Here is a 23,950-nt window from a genome sequence, read left to right on the forward strand (position 1 = left end):
TGTAGTGATTTGGGAGGCAATAGAGAAGATATACTGAAAGGGCTATTGAACTTAAATAGACTTAAATCGCCGCGGTAGTTGCCTTTGCGATTGTTTCGGTCATAATAGCGCGAATTTTTTTAGTTAACATTAGTGTGATAATGATATGGCTGTGCTAGACATTTTAACGATCCCCGATGAACGCCTTAAGCGTAAGGCGGTACCTGTAACAGATATTGAGTCTGTACAAGGTTTTATTGATGATCTTATTGAGACTATGTACGACACCGATGACGGTATCGGCCTAGCTGCAACTCAGGTTGGTAGTTTGCATGCTATTTTGGTTATCGACTTATCTGAAGAACGCGATCAGCCAGTAGTATTGATTAACCCAGAGATTATTGAATCGCGTGGTTCGTATCAAGGCGAAGAAGGTTGTTTATCTATCCCGGGTTATCGCGCTAAAGTCAATCGCCATGAAGGGGTTAAAGTAAGCGCATTAGATCGTCACGGTAAAACGTTTGAAATTGATACCGATGAATTTTTAGCAATCGTGTTGCAGCATGAAATGGATCACCTAAATGGTGTGGTATTTACCGATCATCTTTCTATGCTAAAACAGCAGATAGCCTTAAAGAAAGTTAAAAAATACAAATAGATGAGCAGTGTATTGCTAAGTTGCATGCAGGCTTAGATAAAACACTGTAGTACAATGAAGCGCACCTCTGTAAGGTGCGCTTTTTTATGAGTTTTTCTACACCTTTAGCTGTTTCGGTATATACTCGCATCTTGTTACATTAAGAGTCAGACCATTGCACGTCATATTACTAACCCATGAGCGAGAAGCAATCCGTCCAACGAATACGGGCAATATTGCACTGCAACAGTTCCCTGAATATTGTCAGCGGATCATGTGGTCACGGGTAACGCCATCACAGTTTTTATTAGATAAGTTAACTGAATCGACAACGGCGCTGTTATTCCCTGAGGTGGACTCAGCCGCTCTGTCTCAAGATGAAGGCTCGGTAAACACAGCTGTTGAAAGCAGTGCTTCTCAATGCCGAGCATCTCGAAACACAGATAAAGTACTAAAGTGGCCAGAAACAGTAGTGATTTTAGATGCGACTTGGCAAGAAGCCCGTAAAATGCTGCGCCAAAGCCCTTATCTAAAAACAGCTAACACTTTCTCTTTAAGCGATACGCCAGACTCACAGTTTAATCTCAGGCGCAATCAGGTTGAGGGAGGTTTGTGCACACTCGAATGTATTATTGAGCTATTTAAACAAGCCGAAATGACTGATGAGGCTCAGTTGTTAACCGAAAGGTTTATCGATTTTTGCCAGTTATCAGTAGATGATTAACTCATAAAAAAAGGCGCTATAAGCGCCTTTGTTGTATCGAGTGAAGTAAAGCTTAAAGTTATCGATATTAGCGAGTTAAATCACGGTTAAGTAAATACATAAGAAGTGAGATACCGCGCCACCTAAAACAAACAAGTGCCAAATAGCATGATTGAAGGGGATGCGTTTAGCGACGTAGAAAATGACACCTAAGCTATAAAAGAGCCCACCGCTTATCAATAAATTGAAACCTAAATCTGACATGTTGGCGATTAGCTCTTGCATCACCGTCACACATAGCCAACCCATCACTAAATACAAGACTAAGCTAAACACTTTAAAGCGGCCAATAAATAGGGTTTTAAACAAAATACCGCCAATGGCAAGTGACCAAATGGCAATTAATACCCAATTGGCGTCGCTGCTCGCCAGCGTAATCAATATCAGCGGCGTATAGGTTCCGGCAATTAACAGATAGATGGCGCAGTGATCGGCAATTTTTAACTTATGTTTTACTAGAGGCGAAGTTGCATAGTGGTAAAGGGTTGAACAAAGAAACAGTAAAATAATACTACAGCAGTATACGACCACGCCGGTTAACTGAATAAAACTGAGGTGATCATAGCCTTTAAGCAGACATAAAATCAGCCCCACGATCCCTGCAAGTACGCCAATACCATGACTGAGGCTATTGGCTAGCTCTTCATTAGCACAATAATTAGCAGAGGTTATTTGTTTACTTGTTGGCTTATTCGTTGGCTTAGAACCTTGATTATCTGGAGCTGTCGCATGTTCTACTGGCATTATATAAATGACTTCTGGATTACCATAATTGTGGTCAGTGTAACATTTTAGATTGTAAAAGCTACAGTTTAAGCGAACACGTGTACGCTTAAATTGGCAGTTCTTAAACTGACAACTCTGGACTGACACTCTTGAAATCAGTATCTCTTGGATGCTCCTGTGTTTAGTGTGCGATATTCAATGGGCTCCTCAGCCTAGCATAAATAACTAATGTGAACTTATTTAAGCTGAGATTGTTCTAAGCTGTTATCACTATAGGAAGAGTGTCTAATTAAGCACAAGAGCCAGGAAGAGCCAATTGAGAGCGACGCAGAAGTGGGAGGCCAAACGCGAGCAAATCGTTAACGCAGAAAAAAGTAAGCAACAGCAACGCCAAGTTCGATTCAACGGCTTGCTCATTATCTCCAGTGTCATACTATTACACCTTGTGGCTATCGTTGCGATAAACCAATTATGGACAGGCACAGCACTGGTAACTAAAAATGTGTCCGGCGCTAAAATTCAATCATACCTGTATCAAGTTCCTCAAAACGTCACTGAGCCAAAAGTCACAGATCAAAAAGTTATTGAGCAAGTAATAAAAACGGATATTGAGCTTGAAGTGAAAAGTGAAGTCACAGTAAAACCTGTCGTAAATCCAGAGATTGTTGCTGCTACTTCGCAAGAGAAAGAACTACAAGAGAAAGTGTGGCAAGAGCGTGAAACTAACAACGGGTCAATTAAGGTCAGTAAAACAAAGGACGCTATAACGAAAGGTACTATAACAAAGCAGGCTATGACAAAGGGCACTATAACAAAGCTGACAATAAAAAAGGCGAGTAACACAAAGGGCACGATAGCTCGCAGTGAGAATAGTCAGTATGAAAAGTTAAACTTAATTCCTACTCAAAATGCGAATTCAAGTTCAGGTCAAAATAGTAGTCAAAATTTAGCATCAAGCTCAAGCCTGTTTACGCAGTCTTACTTGGGCAAGCAACGAGCCAGCAAACTCGATGAACTCATTATAGACAAGGCTGATCAATATACTAAAAAGCGTTCCTTGAGTGAGATGGATGGCGACATGCAAGAGTTAGTTTTCCCTCAAGTTGATGAGTACAGCAAGGTGCTCACAACCAACCATAGATTAGATCCGAATCGCATCGTCAGGCAAGGTGATACGTGCTATCGCATTGTCCAAGTGCCAACGCAAATTAACCCCTTTGCAGAAAACCTGGGTTACCCATTTAATTGTGGTGGAGACAAGATAAAAAAAGCGATCAATGATGCGATTTCCGCACGACTAGATAAGCGAATGATAAGTAAAAAGGGATAAGTTTTAGTTGATAAAAATTCATCTATTTTAACGGAACCACCCATTTTACAAGTTAAAACTCATATATAACAGTTGGTTATGGTTCTAATTTTTTGCTTGTTTATTGTGGTCTAATATCTACTTAAGCACTTGTATGTCACAAGTCGATAGGACTATACTGCCAGTTCATCTTGTCGGAGTGCCATATGGCTGAGACCGTTAATTCGGGATCCGTTGAACCTGATCAGGCTAGAACCTGCGAAGGAAACAAGCGAAATCATTGCAAAAATGTCTGTTTAAGACATGCTTAAGCAATGTTTCGAAGGTTACGTGTAGCTGGCGTTTATTGCCTTACTATCCGTTCAACTTTTCACATTCTCATTTCTCCTGACAAGCAACTTCATTTCTTTTTATAAAGTGAGTTTGCTAATGTCAAAACGCCGCGAAACCCGAGCTCAAGCTCAACAGTTTATTGATAACTTAAAGCCGCTACAGCACCCAAATTCTGAAAAAATTTACCTACAAGGTAGTCGAACAGATCTAAAAGTGGGTATGCGCCAAATACACCAAGCTGATACCCTAATTAGCGGCTCTGAAGCCAATCCTATATTTGAAGCCAACCCTCCACTAAAAGTCTACGACTGCGCAGGTGCGTATTCTGATCCTGATGCAAAAATCGATGTGCGTAAAGGGTTAGAAAAGTTCCGCGAGCACTGGATAGAAGAGCGCGATGATACCGAGCAACTTGCAGGTGTCAGCTCTGGCTTTACTCAGCAGCGCTTAGCTGATGACGGCTTAGACCACCTTCGATTTGAGTCATTATTACCACCTCGTCGTGCCAAAATAGGTAAATGTGTGACGCAGTTACACTATGCAAGGCAGGGCATTATCACGCCTGAAATGGAGTACATTGCCATTCGTGAAAACATGGCACAGGTAGAAGTACGAGACCCTATCTTAACGCAAAAAGATAAGGGGGAAAGTTTTGGCGCAGTGATTGGCGAGCCGATAACCGCTGAATTTGTTAGACAAGAAATTGCCCGTGGCCGAGCTATCATCCCTTTAAATATCAACCACCCAGAAGCTGAGCCTATGATTATTGGGCGTAATTTTTTGGTTAAAGTTAACGCCAATATTGGTAACTCTGCGGTGACATCGTCAATCGAAGAGGAAGTTGAAAAGCTTGTTTGGTCGACGCGTTGGGGCGCTGACACCGTGATGGACTTGTCGACGGGACGTTATATTCATGAAACCCGTGAATGGATTATTCGTAACTCACCAGTGCCAATTGGTACGGTACCAATTTATCAAGCGCTTGAAAAAGTAAACGGCGTTGCAGAAGATCTAAATTGGGCAACCTTTCGCGATACCTTGATCGAACAAGCCGAACAAGGCGTAGACTACTTCACTATTCATGCTGGTGTGTTACTGCGTTATGTACCAATGACGGCAAAACGTTTAACGGGCATCGTGTCGCGTGGCGGTTCAATCATGGCCAAATGGTGCTTGTCACACCATAAAGAAAATTTCCTTTATGAACATTTTCGTGAGATCTGTGAGATCTGCGCCGCATACGATGTATCACTGTCGCTGGGGGACGGTATGCGTCCGGGATCTATTGCCGATGCAAACGATGAAGCGCAGTTTTCGGAATTAGAAACCTTAGGCGAGCTGGTGAAAATTGCGTGGGAATATGATGTGCAAACCATTATCGAGGGACCAGGTCATATTCCAATGAATCTCATCAAAGAGAATATGGATAAACAGCTTGAGCTGTGTGATGAAGCGCCATTTTATACGTTAGGCCCGCAAACAACAGATATCGCGCCGGGTTACGATCACTTCACCTCAGGTATTGGTGCGGCAATGATCGCTTGGTATGGCTGCGCCATGTTGTGTTATGTCACGCCAAAAGAACATTTAGGCTTGCCGAATAAAGAAGATGTGAAACAAGGACTTATTACCTACAAAATTGCAGCTCATGCTGGCGATGTTGCAAAGGGACACCCTGGCGCGCAAATTCGTGACAATGCTTTATCAAAAGCACGTTTTGAGTTTCGCTGGGAAGATCAATATAACCTTGGTTTAGATCCTGATAAAGCGCGTGCTTATCATGATGAATCTTTACCTCAAGAGTCTGCCAAAGTAGCACACTTTTGCTCCATGTGTGGCCCAAAATTCTGTTCGATGAAGATCACTCAAGAAGTCCGTGATTATGCTGCCGCTCAAGAGCGTGAACAACAGGTTAGCAGCATCGATATTAAATCGGATGCTGAATATCAATCATACACAGTGAGTGAAACGACTGTTGTTCGTGAGCAGGGCATGGCACAGATGTCGGCTGAGTTTAAAGCCAAGGGGGCGGAACTCTACCATGAAGCCGCTGAAAAAAAGCGTGATGTGGTGCTAGAGGATTAGTCATGAAAAATGCTCCCCATAGTTGGCCTGACAAGCGTCCGATAGTGTGGACTATTGCGGGTTCAGATAGCGGAGGCGGCGCGGGTATTCAAGCGGATCTGGCAACCATGTCAGATCTCGATGCCCATGCGTGCAGCGTTATCACTGCTGTGACAGCGCAAAGCTCGGTGACGGTGTCGTTGGTGGAGGCGGTATCCGCGCAAATGTTACGCTCTCAGCTTGATACTTTGCTAGCAGACCTGCCGCCAGCTGCGATTAAAATCGGTTTACTGGCAGACCAGTCACAAATTACTGCGTTAGCGTCATGGCTTAGCACTCAACAAGCGAGTTGGCTTAAAGTCGGTATTAAGGTTCCTGTTATCTTAGATCCCGTGATGGTAGCGACTTGTGGTGATCGACTGGCAAATAATGCCAGGCTAGACTTTAGTCCTTTCAAAGGGCTGCTAAATTTAGTCACTCCCAATAACGCTGAGCTTGAGGTGCTAGCGGGGCACACACTCGATGATATTGACGCATGTATCGTAGCGGCTAAAACGCTTGCTGATATGCTTGCAACATCAGTGCTGGCAAAAGGCGGAGATAAAGGCCCAAGTTGGTGTCAACAGCAGGCTAATGACTTACTGATTTGTCGGGATGTAGATGGCATATCCAAGCAGCATCAGTGGCAAAGCTTTTGGTTATCGAGCATAAGAGAAACCAGCGGTAATAATCATGGTACTGGCTGCACCTTATCATCAGCTATCGCTGCTGTGATGGCTCATGGTTTTGTGCTTAATGATGCCGTTGTAGTGGCTAAAGCTTATGTTAGTGCAGGCCTGCGTTTGAGTTATCAACCGGGGAAAGGCCCCGGCTGCCTAAAAAGAACGGCGTGGCCAAGGGAGATCAACTTATTCCCTTATATCAAACAAGTCACCGAGCAAGACCACTTACCCTGTTCATTGGCTAATAATGAGCTAACTAGAGAAGGCGAGCTCAATGGTTTTAAAAAGATTAATGCAGCTTTGGGCGTGTACCCGGTTGTAGCAGATGTGGTTTTACTCGAAACGCTGTTAAAAGCTGGAGCGAGAACTATACAACTTCGGCTAAAAGATCCCAAAGAGCTTGCATTGAAGTCTCAATCTTTGGAGCAGCAGATAATTCAAGCCATTGCGCTCGGGCGTGATTACCAGGCGCGAGTGTTTATTAATGATCATTGGTTACTGGCGATAAAGCATCAAGCGTACGGTGTGCACCTGGGTCAGGAAGACTTAATGGACTGTGATCTTAAGCAGTTAGCTGAGGCGAATATGGCACTTGGTTTGTCTAGCCATAGTTATTTTGAGATTTTGCTCGCTAAGCAGCACAACCCGTCCTATATCGCTTTTGGTCATATATTTGCTACATCGACCAAGGTGATGCCCTCTACACCGCAGGGGCTAGCAAAGCTTGCAAGGTACGTGTCATTGATGAAGGGGGAGCTACCCATCGTCGCGATTGGGGGGATAGATGCCTCAAGGCTTGAAAGTGTTAAGGCGACTGGCGTAGATGATATTGCTGTTGTACGGGCTTTGACTGAAGCAGAAGATCCAGCGTCCGCATTTAACACGTTAACCCAAGCATGGCATGAGTCGGTATGACGGGAATATCAAAATGACAATGACCAAAGGGGTATGCAACGCGTTAAGCGATAGCGACTTTCTGCTATATTCACGGCAGGTCCTACTACCCGAAGTGGGTGAGGCTGGACAGGTCTCACTGGCTAATGCGCATGTTGCCGTAATCGGTATTGGAGGGTTAGGTAATTTAGCTGCTCAGTACCTAGCCGCTGCAGGCGTTGGCCGCATAACGCTGGTGGATGGTGATGAGGTTGAGTTATCAAACCTTCCACGGCAGCTGATATTTACGGCCAGCGATATTGGGTATAAAAAAGCGCGAGTGGCACAGCAAAAGCTTGGCCAAGCATACACTCACGTCAAGTTAAAGGCCGTTACTGAACACTTGATGAAAAACAATATCAAGCAAGTGCTTAACACAGATGTTGGCCAATATGATCTATTACTTGATTGCAGTGACAACTTTGATACCCGCCAATTGATTAATGGGTTTGCAATGAGTCATGAGTTGCCTTTGGTGTCAGCTTCGGCAGCACACTTTCAAGGACAATTATTGCATATAGACCAGCAATATAGCCCACAATCTGGTTGTTATCACTGTCTATTCCCTGCAGATATGCAAGTTAGTCAAAGCTGTCAAACCGTGGGGGTATTAGGACCTATGGTAGGCGTACTGGCATCGATGCAAGCTTTGATTGCACTGCAACAGTTATTAGGTTGTAGAGAGACCGTCGGTAAGTTATTTCGTTTCGATGGTAACCAATTTAGCTGGCGAGAAGCGACGGTTCCACGCAATAAAGACTGTTCAGTATGCCGTATTAAAACCGTCAATTATTAACCGTTGAGTATTAGCCGAGAAATCTTAATCGGGAAGTTTTAATTGGGAAGTATTAGGCGATAAGTCTTAACCGGAAAGTATTAACCGAGAATGATTAGCCTCGAGCTCAATTTTGTACAGCGAGGGGCTAATCTGTGGAGCAATTTTATGCAGCAAGTTAATAATAATGATGAACAGAAAGACTGCCGTGGCATTTCAATCAGTATCAATGATGAAGTTAAGCAGCTCGCTAACCACACAACACTACAGGCTGTGATCGAAGCTTATAGTCTGGCACAAGGCATTGAGATAAAGGCGATAGCGGCTGCGCTTAACGCAGAGGTTGTACCTCGACAAAGCTGGCCTATTACGCAGTGTAAAACAGCCGATAAACTAGAACTCTTTTCTGTCGTAGCCGGAGGCTAAAATGTTAACGATTGCAGAACATCAATTTGAATCACGATTATTTACCGGTACAGGTAAGTTCGTTGGGCCAGAAACCATGTTGGCCGCCATTGAAGCATCTCAATCCCAACTGGTGACACTGGCGGTTAAAAGACTGGATCTTAAGACTGGCAGCGACAATATATTAAAACCATTGTTAGACAGTGGCGTAAAACTTCTACCTAATACGGCAGGGGCTCGCAACGTCAAAGAAGCGATTTTTGCGGCCCATCTGGCGAGAGAGGTGTTAGGCACTAATTGGATTAAGCTTGAGATCCACCCTGACCCTAAGTATTTAATGCCAGATCCTATCGAAACCTTAGAAGCGGCGCGGATTTTATGTGAACAAGGTTATGTGGTTTTGCCATATGTTCATGCAGATCCAGTGCTTTGTCGACGTTTAGAAGAGGTGGGCTGCGCTGCAGTGATGCCACTGGGTAGCCCGATAGGATCAAATCAGGGATTAGCCACCGAAACCTTTTTAAAGATCATTATTGAGCAAGCTAAAGTACCAGTGATTGTTGATGCTGGAATTGGCGCACCGTCACAAGCCACTCATGCTATGGAGCTGGGGGCCGATGCAGTGCTCGTTAATACTGCGATTGCCAGCAGTTCTGATCCTGTTGCCATGGGGCGCTGCTTCGCACAAGCGGTAAATACCGGCAGACAAGCCTATATGGCAGGGCTCGGCGCAGTGAGTCATCAAGCACATCACACCAGCCCGTTAACAGGGTTTTTAAATGAATAACCAACGTCAGAAAAATCCTCAAACAGAGCAGCAAAAAAGTTTTGTTGATGTGTTTAAAAAGCTGTCTCGCTCAGAGCTTAAGCTGAAACTCTATTCGCAAACCGCAAACGATGTTGAGCGGGCGTTGCATCAGGCTGCGGGTAATTTAGATAGTTTATTGGCACTATTATCACCCGCTGCAGAGCCATATCTTGAGCAGATGGCGCAGCTGTCGGCGGCACTCACTCGGCAGCGCTTTGGTGCAAGTGTCGGCATGTATATTCCGCTTTACCTATCTAATCTTTGCGCCAATGAATGTGATTACTGTGGCTTTACGATGAGTAATAAAATTAAGCGCAAGGCCTTGTCTAATGATGAGGTGTCAGATGAGATGCGCTTAATTAAAGCTATGGGATACGATTCTATTTTATTGGTATCGGGTGAGCACGAAACTAAAGTAGGACTAGATTATTTTAAACAAGTTCTGCCTTTGGTTCGTGAGCAATTTAGCCACGTGGCCATGGAGGTACAACCGCTTGACGAGCAAGATTACCGAGAGTTAGTGAGTGAGGGGCTTGATGCGGTGATGGTGTATCAAGAAACGTATAACCCTGTGATTTATGCCGAACATCATACTCGAGGAAAAAAGAAGGACTTTGTGTACAGGCTTGAATCACCCGATAGAGTCGCTCGGGCTGGGGTTGATAAAATCGGATTAGGTGTGTTGTTAGGCTTAGATGATTGGCGTTTGGATGCATTGTTAATGGGGTACCATCTCGATTACCTAGAGAAAACCTATTGGCGAAGTCGTTACAGTATCTCTCTGCCGCGACTCAGACCTTGTACTGGCGGGGTGTCACCTAAAGTGGAATTAACAGACAAAGGCTTGGTACAGATGATCTGTGCTTTTCGTTTGTTTAATCAGCAGCTAGAGATCAGTTTATCGACACGAGAAACGCCTACGCTTCGAGATAATTTGTTCGGACTCGGTGTGACGAATGTTAGTGCGGGCAGTTCAACTCAGCCTGGCGGTTATGTTGAACCTAATACTGAGCTCGATCAGTTTGAAATTAGTGATGCACGGACGCCACAAGCCGTTGCTAACGCCATGCTGCAACGTGGAGTTAACCCAGTTTGGAAAGACTGGGAAACAGGTTGGTGATGGCGGTCTAAATATATAGATGGTACATATTGGTAGCACATATAGGCAAGATGAATAATTTGAGCTTGTTTGATATATCAGTTTAGGTAAGTTATTCATTAGCCAAGTGCATAGTCATATGGAAGCGACATAAAAAGGATTTACCATGAGTTGGTTTAAACATCATAAAACCCTTGAGCTAAGTGGTCATCAAGTTAAGTTCGATTACCATAGTTTATCGGGAACATTAAGGGTGAGCTGTGAAGGCAATATCGTGTTTAAAAAGTTCTTATGGCTGCCTTATAAGCGCTATTCTGTGACGTTTGCTAAGCAAACGTATCAGATTAAAGCCTTATTGCTTCCGATTAGTAACATCGGTGTATTCCAAGATAAGCAGGTGATTTGTCGAGAGCTATTTCCTAAGTTAAAACGTTACACCCTGATCACTTTTACCTTGAGCTGCATTAAACGGCTCGCTATGGTGTTTGCCTATGCGCTGAGTTGATTAGACTCACGTCTTAACAATAAGCCATTACGATAAAGCTGTGCAGCAGACAGTGTAAATGCCGCTTTTTCGCTAGTGGAATACTTCACTAGCAATTAGCTGTGGAGCATAAGCTGTACTTTGGTACTTTGTCATTTAGAAGGTGGTTTGGTTAGAGCTGCTTTTTAAGTACTTCATACACATTTGATGGCGTGATAGGTTTGGCTATATAGCCGTCAGCACCAATCCTTAATGCAAGGTTTTCATCAGACTGTTCCGAAAGGGCGCTCACGATAATGACGGGTAGCATAGAGGTTTGTGGATCTTCTTTTAAATCTTTCAGTACCTGATAACCGTTTTTACCCGGCATCATAATATCTAAAAAGATAACATCTGGGCGCTGGATATTGGCAATATCAGTAACATCATCACCTGAATTAACGGTTGTGACTTGGTAGTCATCGCCTAAGATAGATAATAAAAGGCTTGAGCAGACAGGATCGTCATCTACGACCAGTATTCTCGCTTTTTTCATTAGAGATCTCCTCGCAAGATTGCGCTATTTCCAATTTCTTGTATTTATGTGATAACCGTATCATTTTAGTGACTTAAAGGCTATTTCTAAGATTAGCAGAACAATGAATCTTTATTCATCGATTGGGTCAATGATTGTTAGCGGTCTGTTTTTTATACAATTGGTATAAACTGTACTTCTTTAAATTTTTGCTTGATAATTGTGCTACTAATTGTTTGCTATGGAGAAAATAATGCAGATCCCACCGAGTATCATTTCTGGGCACAATGGATTTCAAGCGGCGCAGACAGACTTAACCCAAGCGACGATTGATGTTGCCGGTGCGAGCCAATCAGTTGCAGGCACGACGACGGTTGACAATGTCAGTATGCCAAGCAGTACAACGCAAGCATTAGTTGATGCAACTCAAGCGGTGATTCATGCCCAGGCGTCGGCTGAGGTGATCCAAACAGCATCAGATATGATAGGCAGCTTGATTAATATCAAGGTGTAATATCGTAATATCAAGGTACTAGATTAAGCTGCAGTATCAAGGTGTAATATTAAAGTGCAATGACATTCACCACATCTGACCTCCAGGGATGGATGAAATGTCTTATGTATGTCGGGAACATACTAGACGATGTGGTCTGCAAGGAGTGAAGCGCATAGTCATTCTACGTTTAAGCTCGTTAACACAGTATCAGAGCCGCTAAAACTCGCCATTCTGGAGCGTTTTTGGTTGCCTACTTCTGCGTTGAACAACTTCTTATACTGATTGGTATAAGGGGTGGCGATTTAATTGCGTTAACATGCGGCGTCCGTCGGTTTCAACATGTCGAAGAAAAGCCTGTGCAATCTCGGTTTGCCTTTTCGACTTCAACCACAAAAAATACCAATTTGAGTTAATCGGTAATGAGTTAACCTTGAGCTGCGTTAACCCCGCATTACCACCAAACACGAGTGTATGGGCAGACAAAATACTGATCCCTAAGCCTGCCATGACCGAATGCTTGATGGCTTCATTACTCTCGATAGTCATTTTAATATTTAAGTTAACCCCTTGCTTCTCCATAAAATGTTCGATGGCTAAACGGGTACCAGAACCGTTTTCTCGCATTAAAAAGGGTTCTTGACTGAGTTTATCGAGTGATAACGATTTTAGCTTCGAAAATGGATGGTTTTCATGAGCGATAGCAACTAAGGGGTTATTAAAAAACTCAATACTTTCAGTGTTGAGATCCGCTGGAGGATGACTAAACACGTAGAAGTCATCAACGCCTTGCTTTAAACGCTCGATAATTTGTTGTCGATTGCCCACATTTAGCTGTACATCGACATTGGGATACCGTTCGCAAAATGGCCCCAATAAGTGAGGGATAAAATATTTTGATGTGGTGACAACTGCTAGCCTTAACGTTCCCGATTTCAGCTCGCCTAAATCGGATAGTGAACTCTCGAGTCGTGCGAAACTACCCAGTACCTCGGTCGCGGTTTTAACCACTTCAAGACCCGCTTCGGTAAAGACGATTTTACGGCCAATGACATTATACAAAGGCAAGCCTATAACCTCTGCTAACTTCTTTAATTGCATCGAGATTGTCGGTTGAGTTAGATGCAGGTTCAGGGCTGCACCGCTCACAGTGCCAGAGTCATATACAGCCAGTAATATTTCTAACTGTCTTAGGGTCCCCATATGGGCTTGCAAACGTAAAGACATAATTTGAACTTTATAGTTATTTATCTATATATAAACATGATAACATCTATTTTCATATATAAAACAATTCTGGCACACTGCGCAACATCGCACCCAATCTATTACTTATTCATTAGCTGTTGCGTTCCCTTTTTATGTGTCGGTAGGCATTCCTACTTATGCATTGTTCACATTATGGTTAACCAATAAAGAGGTAATTATGGAACCTGTCAAAGTCGCTATTATCATGGGGTCACAAAGTGACTGGCCAACGATGAAAAATGCCACTCTAGTCCTTGAAGAGCTCGGTATTAAGTATCACGCTCAAGTGGTATCTGCACACAGAACACCCGAGCGTTTGGTTGAATTTAGTCAGCAAGCTGCAAGCAATGGAGTCGAAGTGATTATTGCTGGTGCGGGTGGTGCTGCGCATTTGCCTGGCATGACAGCTGCCATGACCCATCTACCTGTGATTGCGGTTCCTGTATCAAGTAAAGCGCTTAAAGGTATGGACAGCTTATTGTCGATAGTACAGATGCCAAAAGGTGTGGCTGTCGCGACGCAAGCCATTGGTGATCCCGGGGCGTATAACGCAGGGCTCATGGCTGCACAAATATTGGCATTGGCAGATAAAGCGCTAACTAAGCGACTTTGTGATTGGCGCGCCACGCAAACAGCGGGTGTACCGCTGGAGGTTGAATAATGCATATTGCCATTATTGGTTGCGGTCAGCTTGCGCGAATGATGGCGTTATCGGGTTTGCCTCTGGGGATCAAATTTAGCTTTATTAATGATACCGGAGCCAATACTGATACGGCTTGTGTAAATGGTCTTGGTAAGATCTTGAATTGGTCTATTGATGATGATGTGAATCAATTATATGCCGCTCTTGGACATCCTGATGTGGTCACTGTTGAAAAGGAGCAAGTTGATTTAAGTTTGTTAACTGCGCTATCAGCACTTTGCACTACCAGTCCAAATGTTGACAGTGTTGCTCGTTGTAAGAGCCGTATCGCCGAAAAGCAGTTGTTGTCTGAGCTACATATACCTTGCGCCGCTTTTTCTCATGGTGAAAGTATCAACGAGCTTGGTACGCATCTAGGCTTCCCCTTGGTTATTAAGTCGCTCGAAGAAGGGTATGACGGTAAAAACCAATGGGTGATCAAAACTCAAGATGATCTTGATTCGGTTGCCACTCACCTGGTGCCAGACTCTTATTTAGCTGAGGAGTGGATCGGTTTTGAACGTGAAGTATCAATTATTGGTGCAAGAGATAAGCAGGGAAACATTACTTGCTATCCATTAACCGAAAATCGCCATGATAATGGCATTTTAATTGCGTCGACGGCACCAGCTGAAAACCTTACACCTGCAATGACAGCCGCTGCAGAGGATTACTTTAGGCGTATAACCCATCATTTAGATTATGTTGGTGTGCTCGCTATAGAGTTATTCGTGGTTAATGGAGAGTTACTGGTAAATGAGCTAGCGCCAAGAGTTCATAACAGTGGCCATTGGACACAGCTTGGTAGTCAAACCTGTCAGTTTGAAAATCATATCCGAGCAATTGCGGGGCTGGTACTAGGCGAGAGCCGGGTTCAAGGTAAGGTGGGGATGCTTAATCTATTGGGTACAGCTAAACCGCCACTGGATAGCATTACTGCCACTTCCAGTCTGCACTGGTACAATAAGGTCCCTAAACCTAACCGTAAGCTTGGTCACGTTAACTTTAGCGCTGATGACTATAGCGGCTTGAAACAACAAATGTTACAAGCACAAACACAGTTAGACATTAATCGTTAAATGAGAGTCAGATTAACCTGAGTGTTTCTCGTTAAGAGGCCAGCCCTAGGGTTGGCCTTTATTTTTAGTCATATCGATACAATCTTCTATCACCTGATGATGCCTTTTGATTAGCGACTCCAGTAACTCACTTGCTGGGCCCTGTTTATCTCTATTTGGGATCACTAAACTGAGTGTAACTTTACGCTTACTTGAACCTTTGAGATTTAATTTAACTAGCTGATTATTTTCAATGTACTGTTTAACTTGGTGCTCTGGAACCCAGCAAAATCCGATATTTCTTTCTAAAATGGTAATGGCTTCATGAAAATTACTCACCGTCCAGCGCTGCTCAGCCTTGAGCCAACCAAGTTCGCTCAGTGGAGTAAGACTCGTGTCTTTAATCACGATTTGTAAATGCTGAGCCAGAGTTTGATCATCTTCGATGACTTTCATCTGTGCCAGTGGGTGAGAAGGGTGGCAAACCAATAACAAATCGATATCTAATAATGGTTCAGCTAAATAGCCTTTAGGTGGTGGGCCACCACAAATGGCTAAATCAACATTTTGTTCGCTAATCTGTTCCGTCGTTCCAGTAATAACGGTATCGAGCACAGTGACTCGTGTCCCACGGCTTACAGGCAGAAAATCGCTCAGAGCAGCAACTAGGTGTTCCATTGGGTAGATAATTTCACGGGCAATGGTTAAGGAAGGCTCCCAGCCAGTTTCTAGGTTGTTCGCTAACATCTCTAGCTCATTGACTGATTGAGTAATGTGTCTTGAGCGACGTAATAACACTTCTCCACATTCGGTTAAGTAGGCTTTGCGTCCTTTAACTTCGAGTAATTGCACGCCAAGCTGAAACTGTAATTTGGCAACAGCATGGTTAAGCGACGATTGGCTTTTATTCAGTTTTTCGGCAGCTTGTGAGTACCCGCCAAAGTCGACGACAGCTTGCAGTATACGCCACTGCTCTAAGGTTGATTTTGCTCTATCCATAATCACTCAAGACTCGTGAAATCCGCTTTATGTGCTAGTTGCAATGGGCAGATAACAAAGCCTTTAAGAGCTTTGTTATCTGTTATGCCTATTTTTTAATTGGTGTGACCTGCTTTGGCAAATATTTCTTAGTTGCCTTAAGCTCAGATAGATAAGGTCCTTTGTGTAAATTTTCAGGCCAATCGAGTAGCATCATTGCCAGTACATTTCGATGCTCACCGATAACAAGATCTGGATTGCCTCGTGGTGATGGAATGATCTGCTCCTGAGTATTGTAGGCATTAATAATATGTTGTTGGGTCTTTTTAACAACAGGATGATTCGGCTTTCCTGCGAGTAAAAAACTGATGCCTACTTCAGCGATAATGTCATCTGTAGCATCTTTTAAAATGCGGTCAATATTGTTCTCGAAGTGATCTAAAATCCAAGCAAACTCCTTCGGATCGACATTGTGCTGATAATACTCACTGTCGGCAAAGATAAAGTGGGTCATACCATAGAGTTTATTACGGTACTGTTTTTTATTTAATTTTGCGTCTTGATTATCAGGGTAGACCTCAATAAAGGCTTTTTTATAGTCCGCTAAATAGTCGCCAACACCTATCTGTTTTGCCCAATACACATAGTTAACAAGCTGAGCTGCCCAGGTTTCTATCATGGCTTTATCGGTTAGGCCTGTTTTTAAGTCAGCCTTTTTTAAAACCGCCGTTAATTTATCGTGGCAAGGGCCGTCAAAACCAAACTCATTGATCCGGCTTGAGTAACGAAGTAGTACGTCGGTATAAAAGATAAATTCAGGAAAAGATTGTAGTGCTTTTTTACGGGCTTTAGCTCGTGGGCCTTTACCTAGTACAGATATGGCTTGTTCTGCTTGTTCGCTAATGAAGTCAGGCTTATCTAGGTTACAAGCATAGAAGGCCTGCGCTTCGGTGACGACATAAAGATCAACCAGCGCTGAATTGGCATATTTGGGATCTCCTGTCATGCGGTATTGGCGAATACCGTAATGGCCCTGCACGCGAGGAGGCAATTCAAATAGGTGTTCTTCGAGATTACTTTTGATCCCTTGATACACTTGAGCCTTAGTTGACTCTGTAACAGCAAGGTCTGCGGCTAAACTATTGGCGCAAAATAGTGCAGCGGCGAGGGTGCTGATCTTGAGGATTGAAGGCATGTTGAGTCCTTTTGATAAGTGAGTCATTAGTCACTGGCTCACCTAATAACTGCTCAAAAATGCTAGCAATGTCATTAGCTGATTCATTAACCACTAAATAATCGAATACAAGTTTCTGATTCTGACAGTCTTTTGTCGAATGGTAAATATAGTTAGCCACTGCTTTTTGCCAGATTTTTTGGTAATAAAGCGGCCCTTCAAATACAAGGGCGCTAAACGTATAAGCGGCGTCATCGACTTGATCCCATTGGGCTGCAAAGGCTTGCGTAAATGCTTGGTTAAGATCGAATTTAAGAGGGCTGTTAGCCGCTAAATAGGTATTGATAGCCACTTTAGCCCTAAATATGTGTAGCTGTTGGGCATATTGCAGCAATACCGACTCTCTACTGTCTTGCTTTAATTCTGGTAGAAGTTGACTCTTAAGGTACTGTTGTAACCATAGCGTGTCGATATGAGCGGTATCTTGAGTTTCCCCGATGGTATTTGGCAGATAAAATTTCTGTCCACTTGCCAGTTGGGTGATGATGCTTGCCACCGACTCAATCACAGCGCTTTGCTGCTGATAAGTTTTAAGTTCAGGTTTTACTATCAACTCGAACTGACCAAATTGTTGGCCTACCACTAGCTGTCGAATTGGTTTTACTCGGGTTTTATTACCTTCAGTTAAATAGATATCCCCCAGAAGACGCCCATCTAACCAGACTCGATACAGCTTTTCATTAACAGCTGTCATTGTAATCGAAAATGTTTGTAATGCATCTGCTAGCAGCTGAAGTAACTGCATCGATGCCATGGTGTTAACCGGGGTAGGTGTCGCCTTTGATAAAGTTAAGCCAAGATCCCAAGGAGCAATATTGATTGCTTGAGTTTGTGTTTGTAGAAACTGTTTGACTAATTCTGGTGTCGACAACCATTGCTGGTGCAACACCTCGTGACTGTAATCGCTAAACCCATCGAGCTCGGCTTGGTGCTGACGTAACTCAGTGATTAAATTTAACGACCTGTAATTTTTATGCGATGCACGGGCCTGATAGGCTTGCCAAACACGTTTTCTGCACTGCTCACTTGGTTGTTGAATCAAATAGTTTGCCAGTGAACCGTTAAAGTCTGTTGCTGGCTCAACTGAAGCTAGTTTACAGTCGTTATTAAAGAAATTAAGGCTAAGGGATTGACTGCTAATGCCTTGTTTAAAAGCCGCTTGAGCAGTATGTAACTGAGCCTTATATTTAGGGCGCTCGGTATTTTTAGCGAGGCGATTTATTCGCATCACTAGAGCTTGAATCGCGGGATCGTGACTATCAGCGAGTTTAAATCGTGTAGATTGAAATTGCGTGGATTGAAAGTATAGGGCTAATTCATCGGCTAAATATAACTGACACTGAAGTAACAACTCCCGATCTGTATAAGAAAGAGGAAATTGCCGGTAGTACTTAATTCTATCGTTGATATTAAAAAATCCGATGAAATCACGTTCAAGCTCAATAGCTTGTGTATTACTATCGTATTGAGGAACGGATGTTTTATCAGAGTGAGTACTGGATTGCTGGGCGGGGAAATTATAGCTTAGGCACTGCTCTACTAAGATCGGGATAGGCGACACGGCAGCATGAGCTGCCGTGTTGAACCAACAGATAACAATGAAAAGCGGACTAAAAAGCCATTTAACGTGTTTAGCTGTTGGCACTGAAATGTATTTTTGCATATGCCACGCGTTCTGCCACTGTCATGTTATGGTTGCCCATACTTTCAACATGACGTAGGTTTGGCAAAATACCACGGCCATTTGCGATTTGAATGGCAAGACCTGGGCGGGCATTAAGCTCTAGCAAAAGTGGGCCTTTGTTTTTATCCAGCACCATATCGGTTCCAAGATAGCCAAGCTCCGACATTTCATAAGCCATAGATGCAGTATGCAGCAGGGTATCCCACTGCGGGACAGCAATTGAGATCAACTTCTTTTGCGTATCAGGGTGAAAGTCAACGGGCTGATCGAACTGCACAGCATGTAAACCTTTGCCTGTTGCGATGTCGATCCCTACGCCCACTGCGCCTTGGTGTAGATTTGCTTTACCGTCTGACGCTGCAGTCGATAGGCGTAACATTCCCATGATGGGAAAGCCTTTAAAGATGATCAGACGAATATCTGGTACACCTTCGTAAGAGTAGCCATCAAATACAGGGTCAAATTGGATCAAGCCCTCAACAATGGCGACATCTGGCTTTCCACCAAGAGAAAATAGCCCACTGAGCACGTTTGATACATGTCGATAGACTTCTGAAGGCGTGACTTCTTGACCATTTGGCTTGTAGTAACGACCATGTTCGACTTTAGTGACAACCAAAATCCCTTTACCGCCAGATCCCTTCGATGGCTTAATGACAAAGCCGTCTTTGTCATTAACCATCGCAGGAATATCGGCAATCTCATGTTGCTCTGACACTGTACCGATTAAATCCGGTACAGCAATATTGTTTGCAAGGGCTAATTGCTTGGTAGTCAATTTGTCATCGACTCGTTTGTAGTACTTACGTGGGTTATAGCGACCAATATAGTCGATATTACGCTTGTTCATACCAAGCACACCGTTGTGCTTTAAGGCTGAAGGGTTCGCTAGAAACATTACTTTTCTCCAGCTAAAGGCTTGAAGCGTTTAAGCTCAAGTAAGCGATATCCAGTGTATTGACCCATTAGTAACACTAGCGCCAAGATCACCAAGTGAATACCTAAGAAGTTAAATACCCAATGCTGTACCCAAGTCGCGCTCATCGCTAAGTAAGCCAGTGTGGCAACAAACAGACTGCCGCCGCCTTGTATGACCACTTCTTTAGGACCTTCTTCTTCCCAAAGGATAGACATTCTCTCAATGGTCCATGCCAAAATAATCATTGGGAAGAAGGTAATGGTTAATCCCTCACTCAGTCCGAACTTATAAGACAATAGAGTAAATAAACCAATAATACCGATAACAACAATGATCACCGCAGAGATCCGCGATATGAGCAAGAGGTTGAGCTCCGACAGATATGAGCGGATCATCAAACCAAAGGCGACAATCAGTAGGAACCCAATCAATCCGGTTATGAGGGTGGTTTGAATGAATGCTAAAGCAATCAATACTGGCATAAAGGTGCCAGAGGTTTTGATGCCAATGATGACGCGAAGGAACACAACCATTAATACGCCAATCGGTATTAACAAAATGCCTTTAAATAGGCTCTGCTCTTCTAGGGGTAACTGATAAAGAGAAAAATCTAAAGCGTTATCATTTTTCATGACATCAATAGCAGTGGCTAAAGCAGAACGAGTATCTTGCAACATTGAGAAGTTAACTTGTGAGTTAACACCGCCGATAACATCAAGTACCGATGTGCCTGTTCGGTCCCATAGCAGTAAGTTATCAGGGCGACCTTGGCTGCCATCTTCGGCATTAAACAGATGCCATTGACCGTCATTGTACACTTCAACAAAGTTAGACAATTGTTGCCTACGGCGTTGATCTTCAAGATAAAGACCGCTAACTTCTTTCGCTGGGATCCCTTTGCTGTGCAGCATTCTGATGAAGAGTTTACTTGGCGAGTTACTGGTTAGTAGCAGCTCTATGTTCTGGCTACGTTCATTGGCATTTAAATCTTTATTTAGCTGCTGTGCAAAAGAAAGATTGGTCGCGCTTTTAGACCAAACCTCTTCGATAGCTTGCTCTGCCGCAGCTTGTTCTGTCGCAGGCCACATATATGCAACAGGCGTTGTAGGGTTTTTCTCGGCTATCAGCTTATCTTGACCCGTCGGGATCAGGGTCACTTTATAATACAGATCTTGGGTACCAACTGCTCGACGAATGGACCAGATAGCGCGGCGATCAATCGCGTTATCAGTAATCGTTAAGCCATATCCTGGTGATGTGGCGTTTTCAACCAAAATTTCATAGGCTGGATCTTCAGGTAAAGAGAAAGAGACTTCAGCAGGCTCACCGGTTCCTTGAAAGCTAACTTTAGCATCGACTGCCCAGCTCTGAACTTGTTTACCGGGTAAAAATGGTACGCTGTGTTCAATTCCACGGTAGACACTTGCGGCGATGCCGCTAATAAACAGTAACGCCACTAAAATGTAAAAGGGTTTTTTAGAATGCATTTGCATTTATCCTATTTTTTCGTTTTAGACGGCTGAGCGTCTTGTTTTTTTCCATGGATATAGGTTTGGCCAACATCGACGACAGCGATGTCTTGCATAAACTTGCGTCCAAGTAGCAAAGGGTATTCTAAATGGCTACGGTCACTCAGGTTTAGATCGGTTTCCGCTTTATATTGGCCAATTTCAAGGTGCGCGTGAATAACAGGTCGACGATCACTTTTCTCATCGGAGTCCTGTTTAATTCTTACAAAACGTTCGACTTTTGATTCAAACGTTTTTGCTGGCTGTTTATCTCCTTGAGTAAACACGTCAAACCTAACCCACTGGCTGCCATCTCTTTCAAACAAAATGATATTGCGTGCATCGAGGGAGGACGATTCCGCACCCGTATCGATACGGGTATTGAAACTGGCCTTTACTTCGTCGACATAGACATTTTCTAGCGCACCTAACATAAATTTGTCACCAATAGGTGAAGGGGGGCACTGTACCGGTGCAACCACTGGGACGACCGCCGTTTTTTCCTTAACGTTCAGCTGAGCAATTTTTGTATTGAGATCATCAATTTGAGTAGTTAGTGATGCAAGCCCTGCAGCTTGAGCCTGGTTACAGGTATCGATTGCACCAAGTATATTGCTTTCTTGATTGGTTAAACTGGCTTGTAGCACCGCAGCATCTACTGGGATCGGTGCGTTAGTTTCTTTGGTCGTTGCACAACCTGAAATGGCGGCTGTGATTGCGGCAATACAAATTATCTGCTTGAACATAGTGCTTCCCATTTACTATTTGCTAGATTAAATCTTTATTTGGCTGATTCTTGGTGGCAATAATTGTGGCTCGTTTTGGCGCCGGATAGCCTTCAACTGTTAGGCTAACATCATTAGGATCTAAATAATCAACTAATGATTCATTTGGCATCCATGGTGTACTTCTTTGCTCGGCAAGTGAAGTGACATCAACATCGACACAACGTATGTCTGTGAAATCACACTTCTTTAACCAAAGCATGAGCATTTCAACTGAAGGTAAGAACCACACGTTATTCATCTTGCCATACCTATCCGTTGGCATGAGCACGGTATTTTCATCGCCATCGATAACTAAAGTTTCTAGTACCAACTCACCCCCAACCCGTAGTTGATCTCGCAGTTGGAATATATGATCAATGGGTGAGCGGCGGTGATAGAGCACGCCCATAGAGAATACAGTATCGAATGCATCTAAAGCGGGTAGCTCTTCAATTCCCAGCGGTAAGAAGTGAATAGGGTGATCGTTACCCGCAAGTCGTTTGACCGCTTCGAACTGGCACATAAACAACGGTGATGGGTCAATACCGACCACGTGCTTGGCACCTTCACCTAACATGCGCCACATATGGTAGCCACTGCCGCAACCCACATCTAATACTGTGCGGTTTTCTAAAGGAGATATGTGCGGAACGACACGCTCCCATTTCCAGTCAGATCGCCACTCGGTATCGATTTCTACGCCATGGAGTGAGTACGGACCTTTACGCCAAGGCTTAAAAATGGTTAATAGATTTTCAAGTTTCTGCCTTTCACCATCGCTAAGCTGCTCACCTGAGCCAATTTTGACGCTCGTTTTAAAGTCGATGATATCGGCTTCTGGGTAATGCAGTTTATTAAGTACTTTTTCCCACTTAGGGAGGGAGCCGTGCTTATGTTCTCGCTGCCATTGGCCGAGAATTGACGGAAGAGTCTCAAGCCAATGTTGTAGGCTTGAGTCTGAAATCTGTTTATAGAAAGAACTAAAACTAATCACTTAATTGCCACCATAGATGCAAAATTAAAACACTGGAACCAAACGCTGAACTGGCTAAAACCTTGTGATCTGATCCGATTTTCATGCTCAGCTAGTGTATCAGGTTTCATCACGTTTTCTAATGAACTGCGTTTTTGACTGATCTCTAACTCACTGTAACCATTTGCTCTTTTGAAATCGAGGTGTAAGTCATCTAAAGTCGATTGAATTTTATCTTCTTTAAAGTACAGTTTTTCAGACAGTATCAATAAACCACCAGGGATCAGGCCTTCATAAATATTCTTAAGCAGGCTTTCACGATCATCAGGAGAAAGAAATTGCATGGTGAAATTCAGTACCACCAAAGAGGCATTTTCAATCTTTATATCGCGAATATCGCCGCACACGAGTTCGACAGGCGTCTCACTCACATATGCCGACAGATTCTCATTACAACGCTCAATCATCGATTCGCTGTTATCTATCGCGACAATTTGGCAATTACGACCTTCTACTCGGCGGCGAATACTCAAAGTTGCCGCGCCTAAAGAGCAACCTAAATCGTAAATTTTAGTATTAGTCGCCGCATACTTTTGGGCGAGATCACCAATGGTATTGATGATTTGTCCATAGCCAGGAACCGATCGCCTGATCATGTCATTAAAGACACCGGCTACTTTGTCATCGAATTGAAAATCGCTGACTTGTTCATAAGGCTTGGCAAAGAGATTATCGGTAGAAGAGTTCATGTGATCAAATAGTGGGAGTTCAACACTTCATTCTAGCTAATCATGTCAGTAAGCAGCAAGACTAGTACTGGAATTTACTCATAAAATTTTGTCTAATAGCACTAAT

General features: G+C 43.5%; 24 protein-coding genes and 1 riboswitch. Of the genes, 13 read left to right on the forward strand and 11 right to left on the reverse strand.

The window, feature by feature from the left end; genetic code table 11:
• The first annotated feature begins 145 nt into the window (after positions 1–145).
• Complete coding sequence (def, locus tag ACVBIU_RS17220) at positions 146–637, forward strand: peptide deformylase (RefSeq protein WP_447159855.1); 492 nt, start codon at positions 146–148, stop codon at positions 635–637.
• A 154-nt stretch (positions 638–791) separates the two neighbouring features.
• Positions 792–1,340 (forward strand): DTW domain-containing protein, encoded by a 549-nt coding sequence (locus ACVBIU_RS17225; RefSeq protein WP_447164404.1) that lies wholly within the window; start codon positions 792–794, stop codon positions 1,338–1,340.
• 75 nt (positions 1,341–1,415) lie between these two features.
• On the opposite strand, the gene trhA is transcribed toward ACVBIU_RS17225, so the two are convergent.
• Positions 1,416–2,123, reverse strand: a complete 708-nt coding sequence (gene trhA, locus ACVBIU_RS17230; protein ID WP_447159853.1) for a PAQR family membrane homeostasis protein TrhA — start codon at positions 2,121–2,123, stop codon at positions 1,416–1,418.
• A gap of 298 nt (positions 2,124–2,421) precedes the next feature.
• On the opposite strand from trhA, the gene ACVBIU_RS17235 reads away from it, so the two are divergent.
• The 8 genes from ACVBIU_RS17235 to ACVBIU_RS17270 all read left to right on the forward strand — a co-directional run bounded on the left by ACVBIU_RS17235 (position 2,422) and on the right by ACVBIU_RS17270 (position 11,058).
• Positions 2,422–3,435: a hypothetical protein gene (locus ACVBIU_RS17235; RefSeq protein WP_447164403.1), complete on the forward strand. Its 1,014-nt coding sequence runs from the start codon at positions 2,422–2,424 to the stop codon at positions 3,433–3,435.
• Positions 3,436–3,599: 164 nt separating this feature from the next.
• Positions 3,600–3,698, forward strand: a riboswitch (TPP riboswitch).
• 145 nt (positions 3,699–3,843) lie between these two features.
• Positions 3,844–5,832 (forward strand): phosphomethylpyrimidine synthase ThiC, encoded by a 1,989-nt coding sequence (thiC, locus tag ACVBIU_RS17240; protein WP_447164402.1) that lies wholly within the window; start codon positions 3,844–3,846, stop codon positions 5,830–5,832.
• Between the two features lie 2 nt (positions 5,833–5,834).
• Complete coding sequence (gene thiE, locus ACVBIU_RS17245) at positions 5,835–7,448, forward strand: thiamine phosphate synthase (protein WP_447164401.1); 1,614 nt, start codon at positions 5,835–5,837, stop codon at positions 7,446–7,448.
• A 13-nt stretch (positions 7,449–7,461) separates the two neighbouring features.
• Entirely contained in the window at positions 7,462–8,262 is an 801-nt protein-coding gene (locus ACVBIU_RS17250; protein WP_447164400.1) for a HesA/MoeB/ThiF family protein, read from the forward strand.
• A 147-nt stretch (positions 8,263–8,409) separates the two neighbouring features.
• The gene (gene thiS, locus ACVBIU_RS17255; protein WP_447159848.1) at positions 8,410–8,667 is read left to right on the forward strand and encodes a sulfur carrier protein ThiS; all 258 of its coding nucleotides are present in this window, start codon (positions 8,410–8,412) and stop codon (positions 8,665–8,667) included.
• Between the two features lies 1 nt (position 8,668).
• On the forward strand, positions 8,669–9,433 hold the full coding sequence (locus tag ACVBIU_RS17260) for a thiazole synthase (RefSeq protein ID WP_447159847.1): 765 nt from the start codon (positions 8,669–8,671) through the stop codon (positions 9,431–9,433).
• On the forward strand, positions 9,426–10,574 hold the full coding sequence (thiH, locus tag ACVBIU_RS17265) for a 2-iminoacetate synthase ThiH (protein ID WP_447164399.1): 1,149 nt from the start codon (positions 9,426–9,428) through the stop codon (positions 10,572–10,574). The genes ACVBIU_RS17260 and thiH overlap by 8 nt, the downstream gene beginning before the upstream one ends.
• Before the next feature lie 145 nt (positions 10,575–10,719).
• On the forward strand, positions 10,720–11,058 hold the full coding sequence (locus tag ACVBIU_RS17270) for a hypothetical protein (RefSeq protein WP_447159845.1): 339 nt from the start codon (positions 10,720–10,722) through the stop codon (positions 11,056–11,058).
• A 151-nt stretch (positions 11,059–11,209) separates the two neighbouring features.
• On the opposite strand, the gene ACVBIU_RS17275 is transcribed toward ACVBIU_RS17270, so the two are convergent.
• Positions 11,210–11,572 (reverse strand): response regulator, encoded by a 363-nt coding sequence (locus ACVBIU_RS17275; RefSeq protein ID WP_447159844.1) that lies wholly within the window; start codon positions 11,570–11,572, stop codon positions 11,210–11,212.
• A gap of 232 nt (positions 11,573–11,804) precedes the next feature.
• Here ACVBIU_RS17275 and ACVBIU_RS17280 point away from each other — a divergent pair, with 232 nt between their 5' ends.
• Positions 11,805–12,065 carry a chemotaxis protein gene (locus ACVBIU_RS17280; RefSeq protein ID WP_447164398.1) on the forward strand — a complete coding sequence of 87 codons (261 nt, stop codon included), beginning with the start codon at positions 11,805–11,807 and terminating at the stop codon, positions 12,063–12,065.
• Positions 12,066–12,320: 255 nt separating this feature from the next.
• Here ACVBIU_RS17280 and ACVBIU_RS17285 read toward each other — a convergent pair whose 3' ends face one another.
• On the reverse strand, positions 12,321–13,271 hold the full coding sequence (locus tag ACVBIU_RS17285) for a LysR family transcriptional regulator (protein WP_447159842.1): 951 nt from the start codon (positions 13,269–13,271) through the stop codon (positions 12,321–12,323).
• Between the two features lie 199 nt (positions 13,272–13,470).
• On the opposite strand from ACVBIU_RS17285, the gene purE reads away from it, so the two are divergent.
• Together purE and ACVBIU_RS17295 are read left to right on the forward strand one after the other, a co-directional pair.
• Positions 13,471–13,953, forward strand: coding sequence for a 5-(carboxyamino)imidazole ribonucleotide mutase (purE, locus tag ACVBIU_RS17290; RefSeq protein ID WP_447159841.1), 483 nt, complete (start codon positions 13,471–13,473; stop codon positions 13,951–13,953).
• A complete protein-coding gene (locus ACVBIU_RS17295; RefSeq protein ID WP_447159840.1) occupies positions 13,953–15,053 on the forward strand; it encodes a 5-(carboxyamino)imidazole ribonucleotide synthase in 1,101 nt (366 codons plus the stop codon). Before purE ends, ACVBIU_RS17295 begins: the two co-directional genes overlap by 1 nt.
• Before the next feature lie 45 nt (positions 15,054–15,098).
• Here the strand turns inward: ACVBIU_RS17295 and ACVBIU_RS17300 are convergent, their stop codons facing one another.
• The 8 genes from ACVBIU_RS17300 to cmoA all read right to left on the reverse strand — a co-directional run bounded on the left by ACVBIU_RS17300 (position 15,099) and on the right by cmoA (position 23,844).
• A complete protein-coding gene (locus ACVBIU_RS17300; protein ID WP_447164397.1) occupies positions 15,099–16,031 on the reverse strand; it encodes a LysR family transcriptional regulator in 933 nt (310 codons plus the stop codon).
• An 88-nt stretch (positions 16,032–16,119) separates the two neighbouring features.
• Positions 16,120–17,205: a DUF3541 domain-containing protein gene (locus ACVBIU_RS17305; RefSeq protein WP_447164396.1), complete on the reverse strand. Its 1,086-nt coding sequence runs from the start codon at positions 17,203–17,205 to the stop codon at positions 16,120–16,122.
• Entirely contained in the window at positions 17,150–18,907 is a 1,758-nt protein-coding gene (locus ACVBIU_RS17310) for a M3 family metallopeptidase (RefSeq protein ID WP_447164395.1), read from the reverse strand. The genes ACVBIU_RS17305 and ACVBIU_RS17310 overlap by 56 nt, the downstream gene beginning before the upstream one ends.
• On the reverse strand, positions 18,876–19,826 hold the full coding sequence (locus ACVBIU_RS17315) for an alpha-L-glutamate ligase-like protein (protein WP_447159836.1): 951 nt from the start codon (positions 19,824–19,826) through the stop codon (positions 18,876–18,878). The genes ACVBIU_RS17310 and ACVBIU_RS17315 overlap by 32 nt, the downstream gene beginning before the upstream one ends.
• The gene (locus tag ACVBIU_RS17320; RefSeq protein ID WP_447159835.1) at positions 19,826–21,334 is read right to left on the reverse strand and encodes a UUP1 family membrane protein; all 1,509 of its coding nucleotides are present in this window, start codon (positions 21,332–21,334) and stop codon (positions 19,826–19,828) included. Before ACVBIU_RS17320 ends, ACVBIU_RS17315 begins: the two co-directional genes overlap by 1 nt.
• An 11-nt stretch (positions 21,335–21,345) precedes the next feature.
• Positions 21,346–22,101 carry an ATP-dependent zinc protease family protein gene (locus ACVBIU_RS17325; protein ID WP_447164394.1) on the reverse strand — a complete coding sequence of 252 codons (756 nt, stop codon included), beginning with the start codon at positions 22,099–22,101 and terminating at the stop codon, positions 21,346–21,348.
• 22 nt (positions 22,102–22,123) lie between these two features.
• Positions 22,124–23,116 carry a tRNA 5-methoxyuridine(34)/uridine 5-oxyacetic acid(34) synthase CmoB gene (cmoB, locus tag ACVBIU_RS17330; RefSeq protein ID WP_447159833.1) on the reverse strand — a complete coding sequence of 331 codons (993 nt, stop codon included), beginning with the start codon at positions 23,114–23,116 and terminating at the stop codon, positions 22,124–22,126.
• Positions 23,113–23,844, reverse strand: coding sequence for a carboxy-S-adenosyl-L-methionine synthase CmoA (cmoA, locus tag ACVBIU_RS17335; RefSeq protein ID WP_447164393.1), 732 nt, complete (start codon positions 23,842–23,844; stop codon positions 23,113–23,115). The genes cmoB and cmoA overlap by 4 nt, the downstream gene beginning before the upstream one ends.
• Positions 23,845–23,950 lie beyond the last annotated feature (106 nt).

The sequence above is a fragment of the Shewanella sp. 30m-14 genome, from assembly GCF_052977125.1.

What these genes read in the sequence shown, in the direction of transcription:
- ACVBIU_RS17305 (WP_447164396.1), bottom strand. Translation starts at nt 17,205, where the DNA reads ATGCCTTCAATCCTCAAGATCAGCACCCTCGCCGCTGCACTATTTTGC.
- thiE (WP_447164401.1), top strand. Translation starts at nt 5,835, where the DNA reads ATGAAAAATGCTCCCCATAGTTGGCCTGACAAGCGTCCGATAGTGTGG.
- thiS (WP_447159848.1), top strand. Translation starts at nt 8,410, where the DNA reads ATGCAGCAAGTTAATAATAATGATGAACAGAAAGACTGCCGTGGCATT.
- def (WP_447159855.1), top strand. Translation starts at nt 146, where the DNA reads ATGGCTGTGCTAGACATTTTAACGATCCCCGATGAACGCCTTAAGCGT.
- ACVBIU_RS17315 (WP_447159836.1), bottom strand. Translation starts at nt 19,826, where the DNA reads ATGTTTCTAGCGAACCCTTCAGCCTTAAAGCACAACGGTGTGCTTGGT.
- ACVBIU_RS17270 (WP_447159845.1), top strand. Translation starts at nt 10,720, where the DNA reads ATGAGTTGGTTTAAACATCATAAAACCCTTGAGCTAAGTGGTCATCAA.
- cmoA (WP_447164393.1), bottom strand. Translation starts at nt 23,844, where the DNA reads ATGAACTCTTCTACCGATAATCTCTTTGCCAAGCCTTATGAACAAGTC.
- ACVBIU_RS17320 (WP_447159835.1), bottom strand. Translation starts at nt 21,334, where the DNA reads ATGCATTCTAAAAAACCCTTTTACATTTTAGTGGCGTTACTGTTTATT.
- ACVBIU_RS17310 (WP_447164395.1), bottom strand. Translation starts at nt 18,907, where the DNA reads ATGCAAAAATACATTTCAGTGCCAACAGCTAAACACGTTAAATGGCTT.
- ACVBIU_RS17275 (WP_447159844.1), bottom strand. Translation starts at nt 11,572, where the DNA reads ATGAAAAAAGCGAGAATACTGGTCGTAGATGACGATCCTGTCTGCTCA.
- thiH (WP_447164399.1), top strand. Translation starts at nt 9,426, where the DNA reads ATGAATAACCAACGTCAGAAAAATCCTCAAACAGAGCAGCAAAAAAGT.
- thiC (WP_447164402.1), top strand. Translation starts at nt 3,844, where the DNA reads ATGTCAAAACGCCGCGAAACCCGAGCTCAAGCTCAACAGTTTATTGAT.
- purE (WP_447159841.1), top strand. Translation starts at nt 13,471, where the DNA reads ATGGAACCTGTCAAAGTCGCTATTATCATGGGGTCACAAAGTGACTGG.
- ACVBIU_RS17325 (WP_447164394.1), bottom strand. Translation starts at nt 22,101, where the DNA reads ATGTTCAAGCAGATAATTTGTATTGCCGCAATCACAGCCGCCATTTCA.
- ACVBIU_RS17260 (WP_447159847.1), top strand. Translation starts at nt 8,669, where the DNA reads ATGTTAACGATTGCAGAACATCAATTTGAATCACGATTATTTACCGGT.
- ACVBIU_RS17295 (WP_447159840.1), top strand. Translation starts at nt 13,953, where the DNA reads ATGCATATTGCCATTATTGGTTGCGGTCAGCTTGCGCGAATGATGGCG.
- ACVBIU_RS17300 (WP_447164397.1), bottom strand. Translation starts at nt 16,031, where the DNA reads ATGGATAGAGCAAAATCAACCTTAGAGCAGTGGCGTATACTGCAAGCT.
- ACVBIU_RS17250 (WP_447164400.1), top strand. Translation starts at nt 7,462, where the DNA reads ATGACAATGACCAAAGGGGTATGCAACGCGTTAAGCGATAGCGACTTT.
- trhA (WP_447159853.1), bottom strand. Translation starts at nt 2,123, where the DNA reads ATGCCAGTAGAACATGCGACAGCTCCAGATAATCAAGGTTCTAAGCCA.
- ACVBIU_RS17285 (WP_447159842.1), bottom strand. Translation starts at nt 13,271, where the DNA reads ATGTCTTTACGTTTGCAAGCCCATATGGGGACCCTAAGACAGTTAGAA.
- ACVBIU_RS17280 (WP_447164398.1), top strand. Translation starts at nt 11,805, where the DNA reads ATGCAGATCCCACCGAGTATCATTTCTGGGCACAATGGATTTCAAGCG.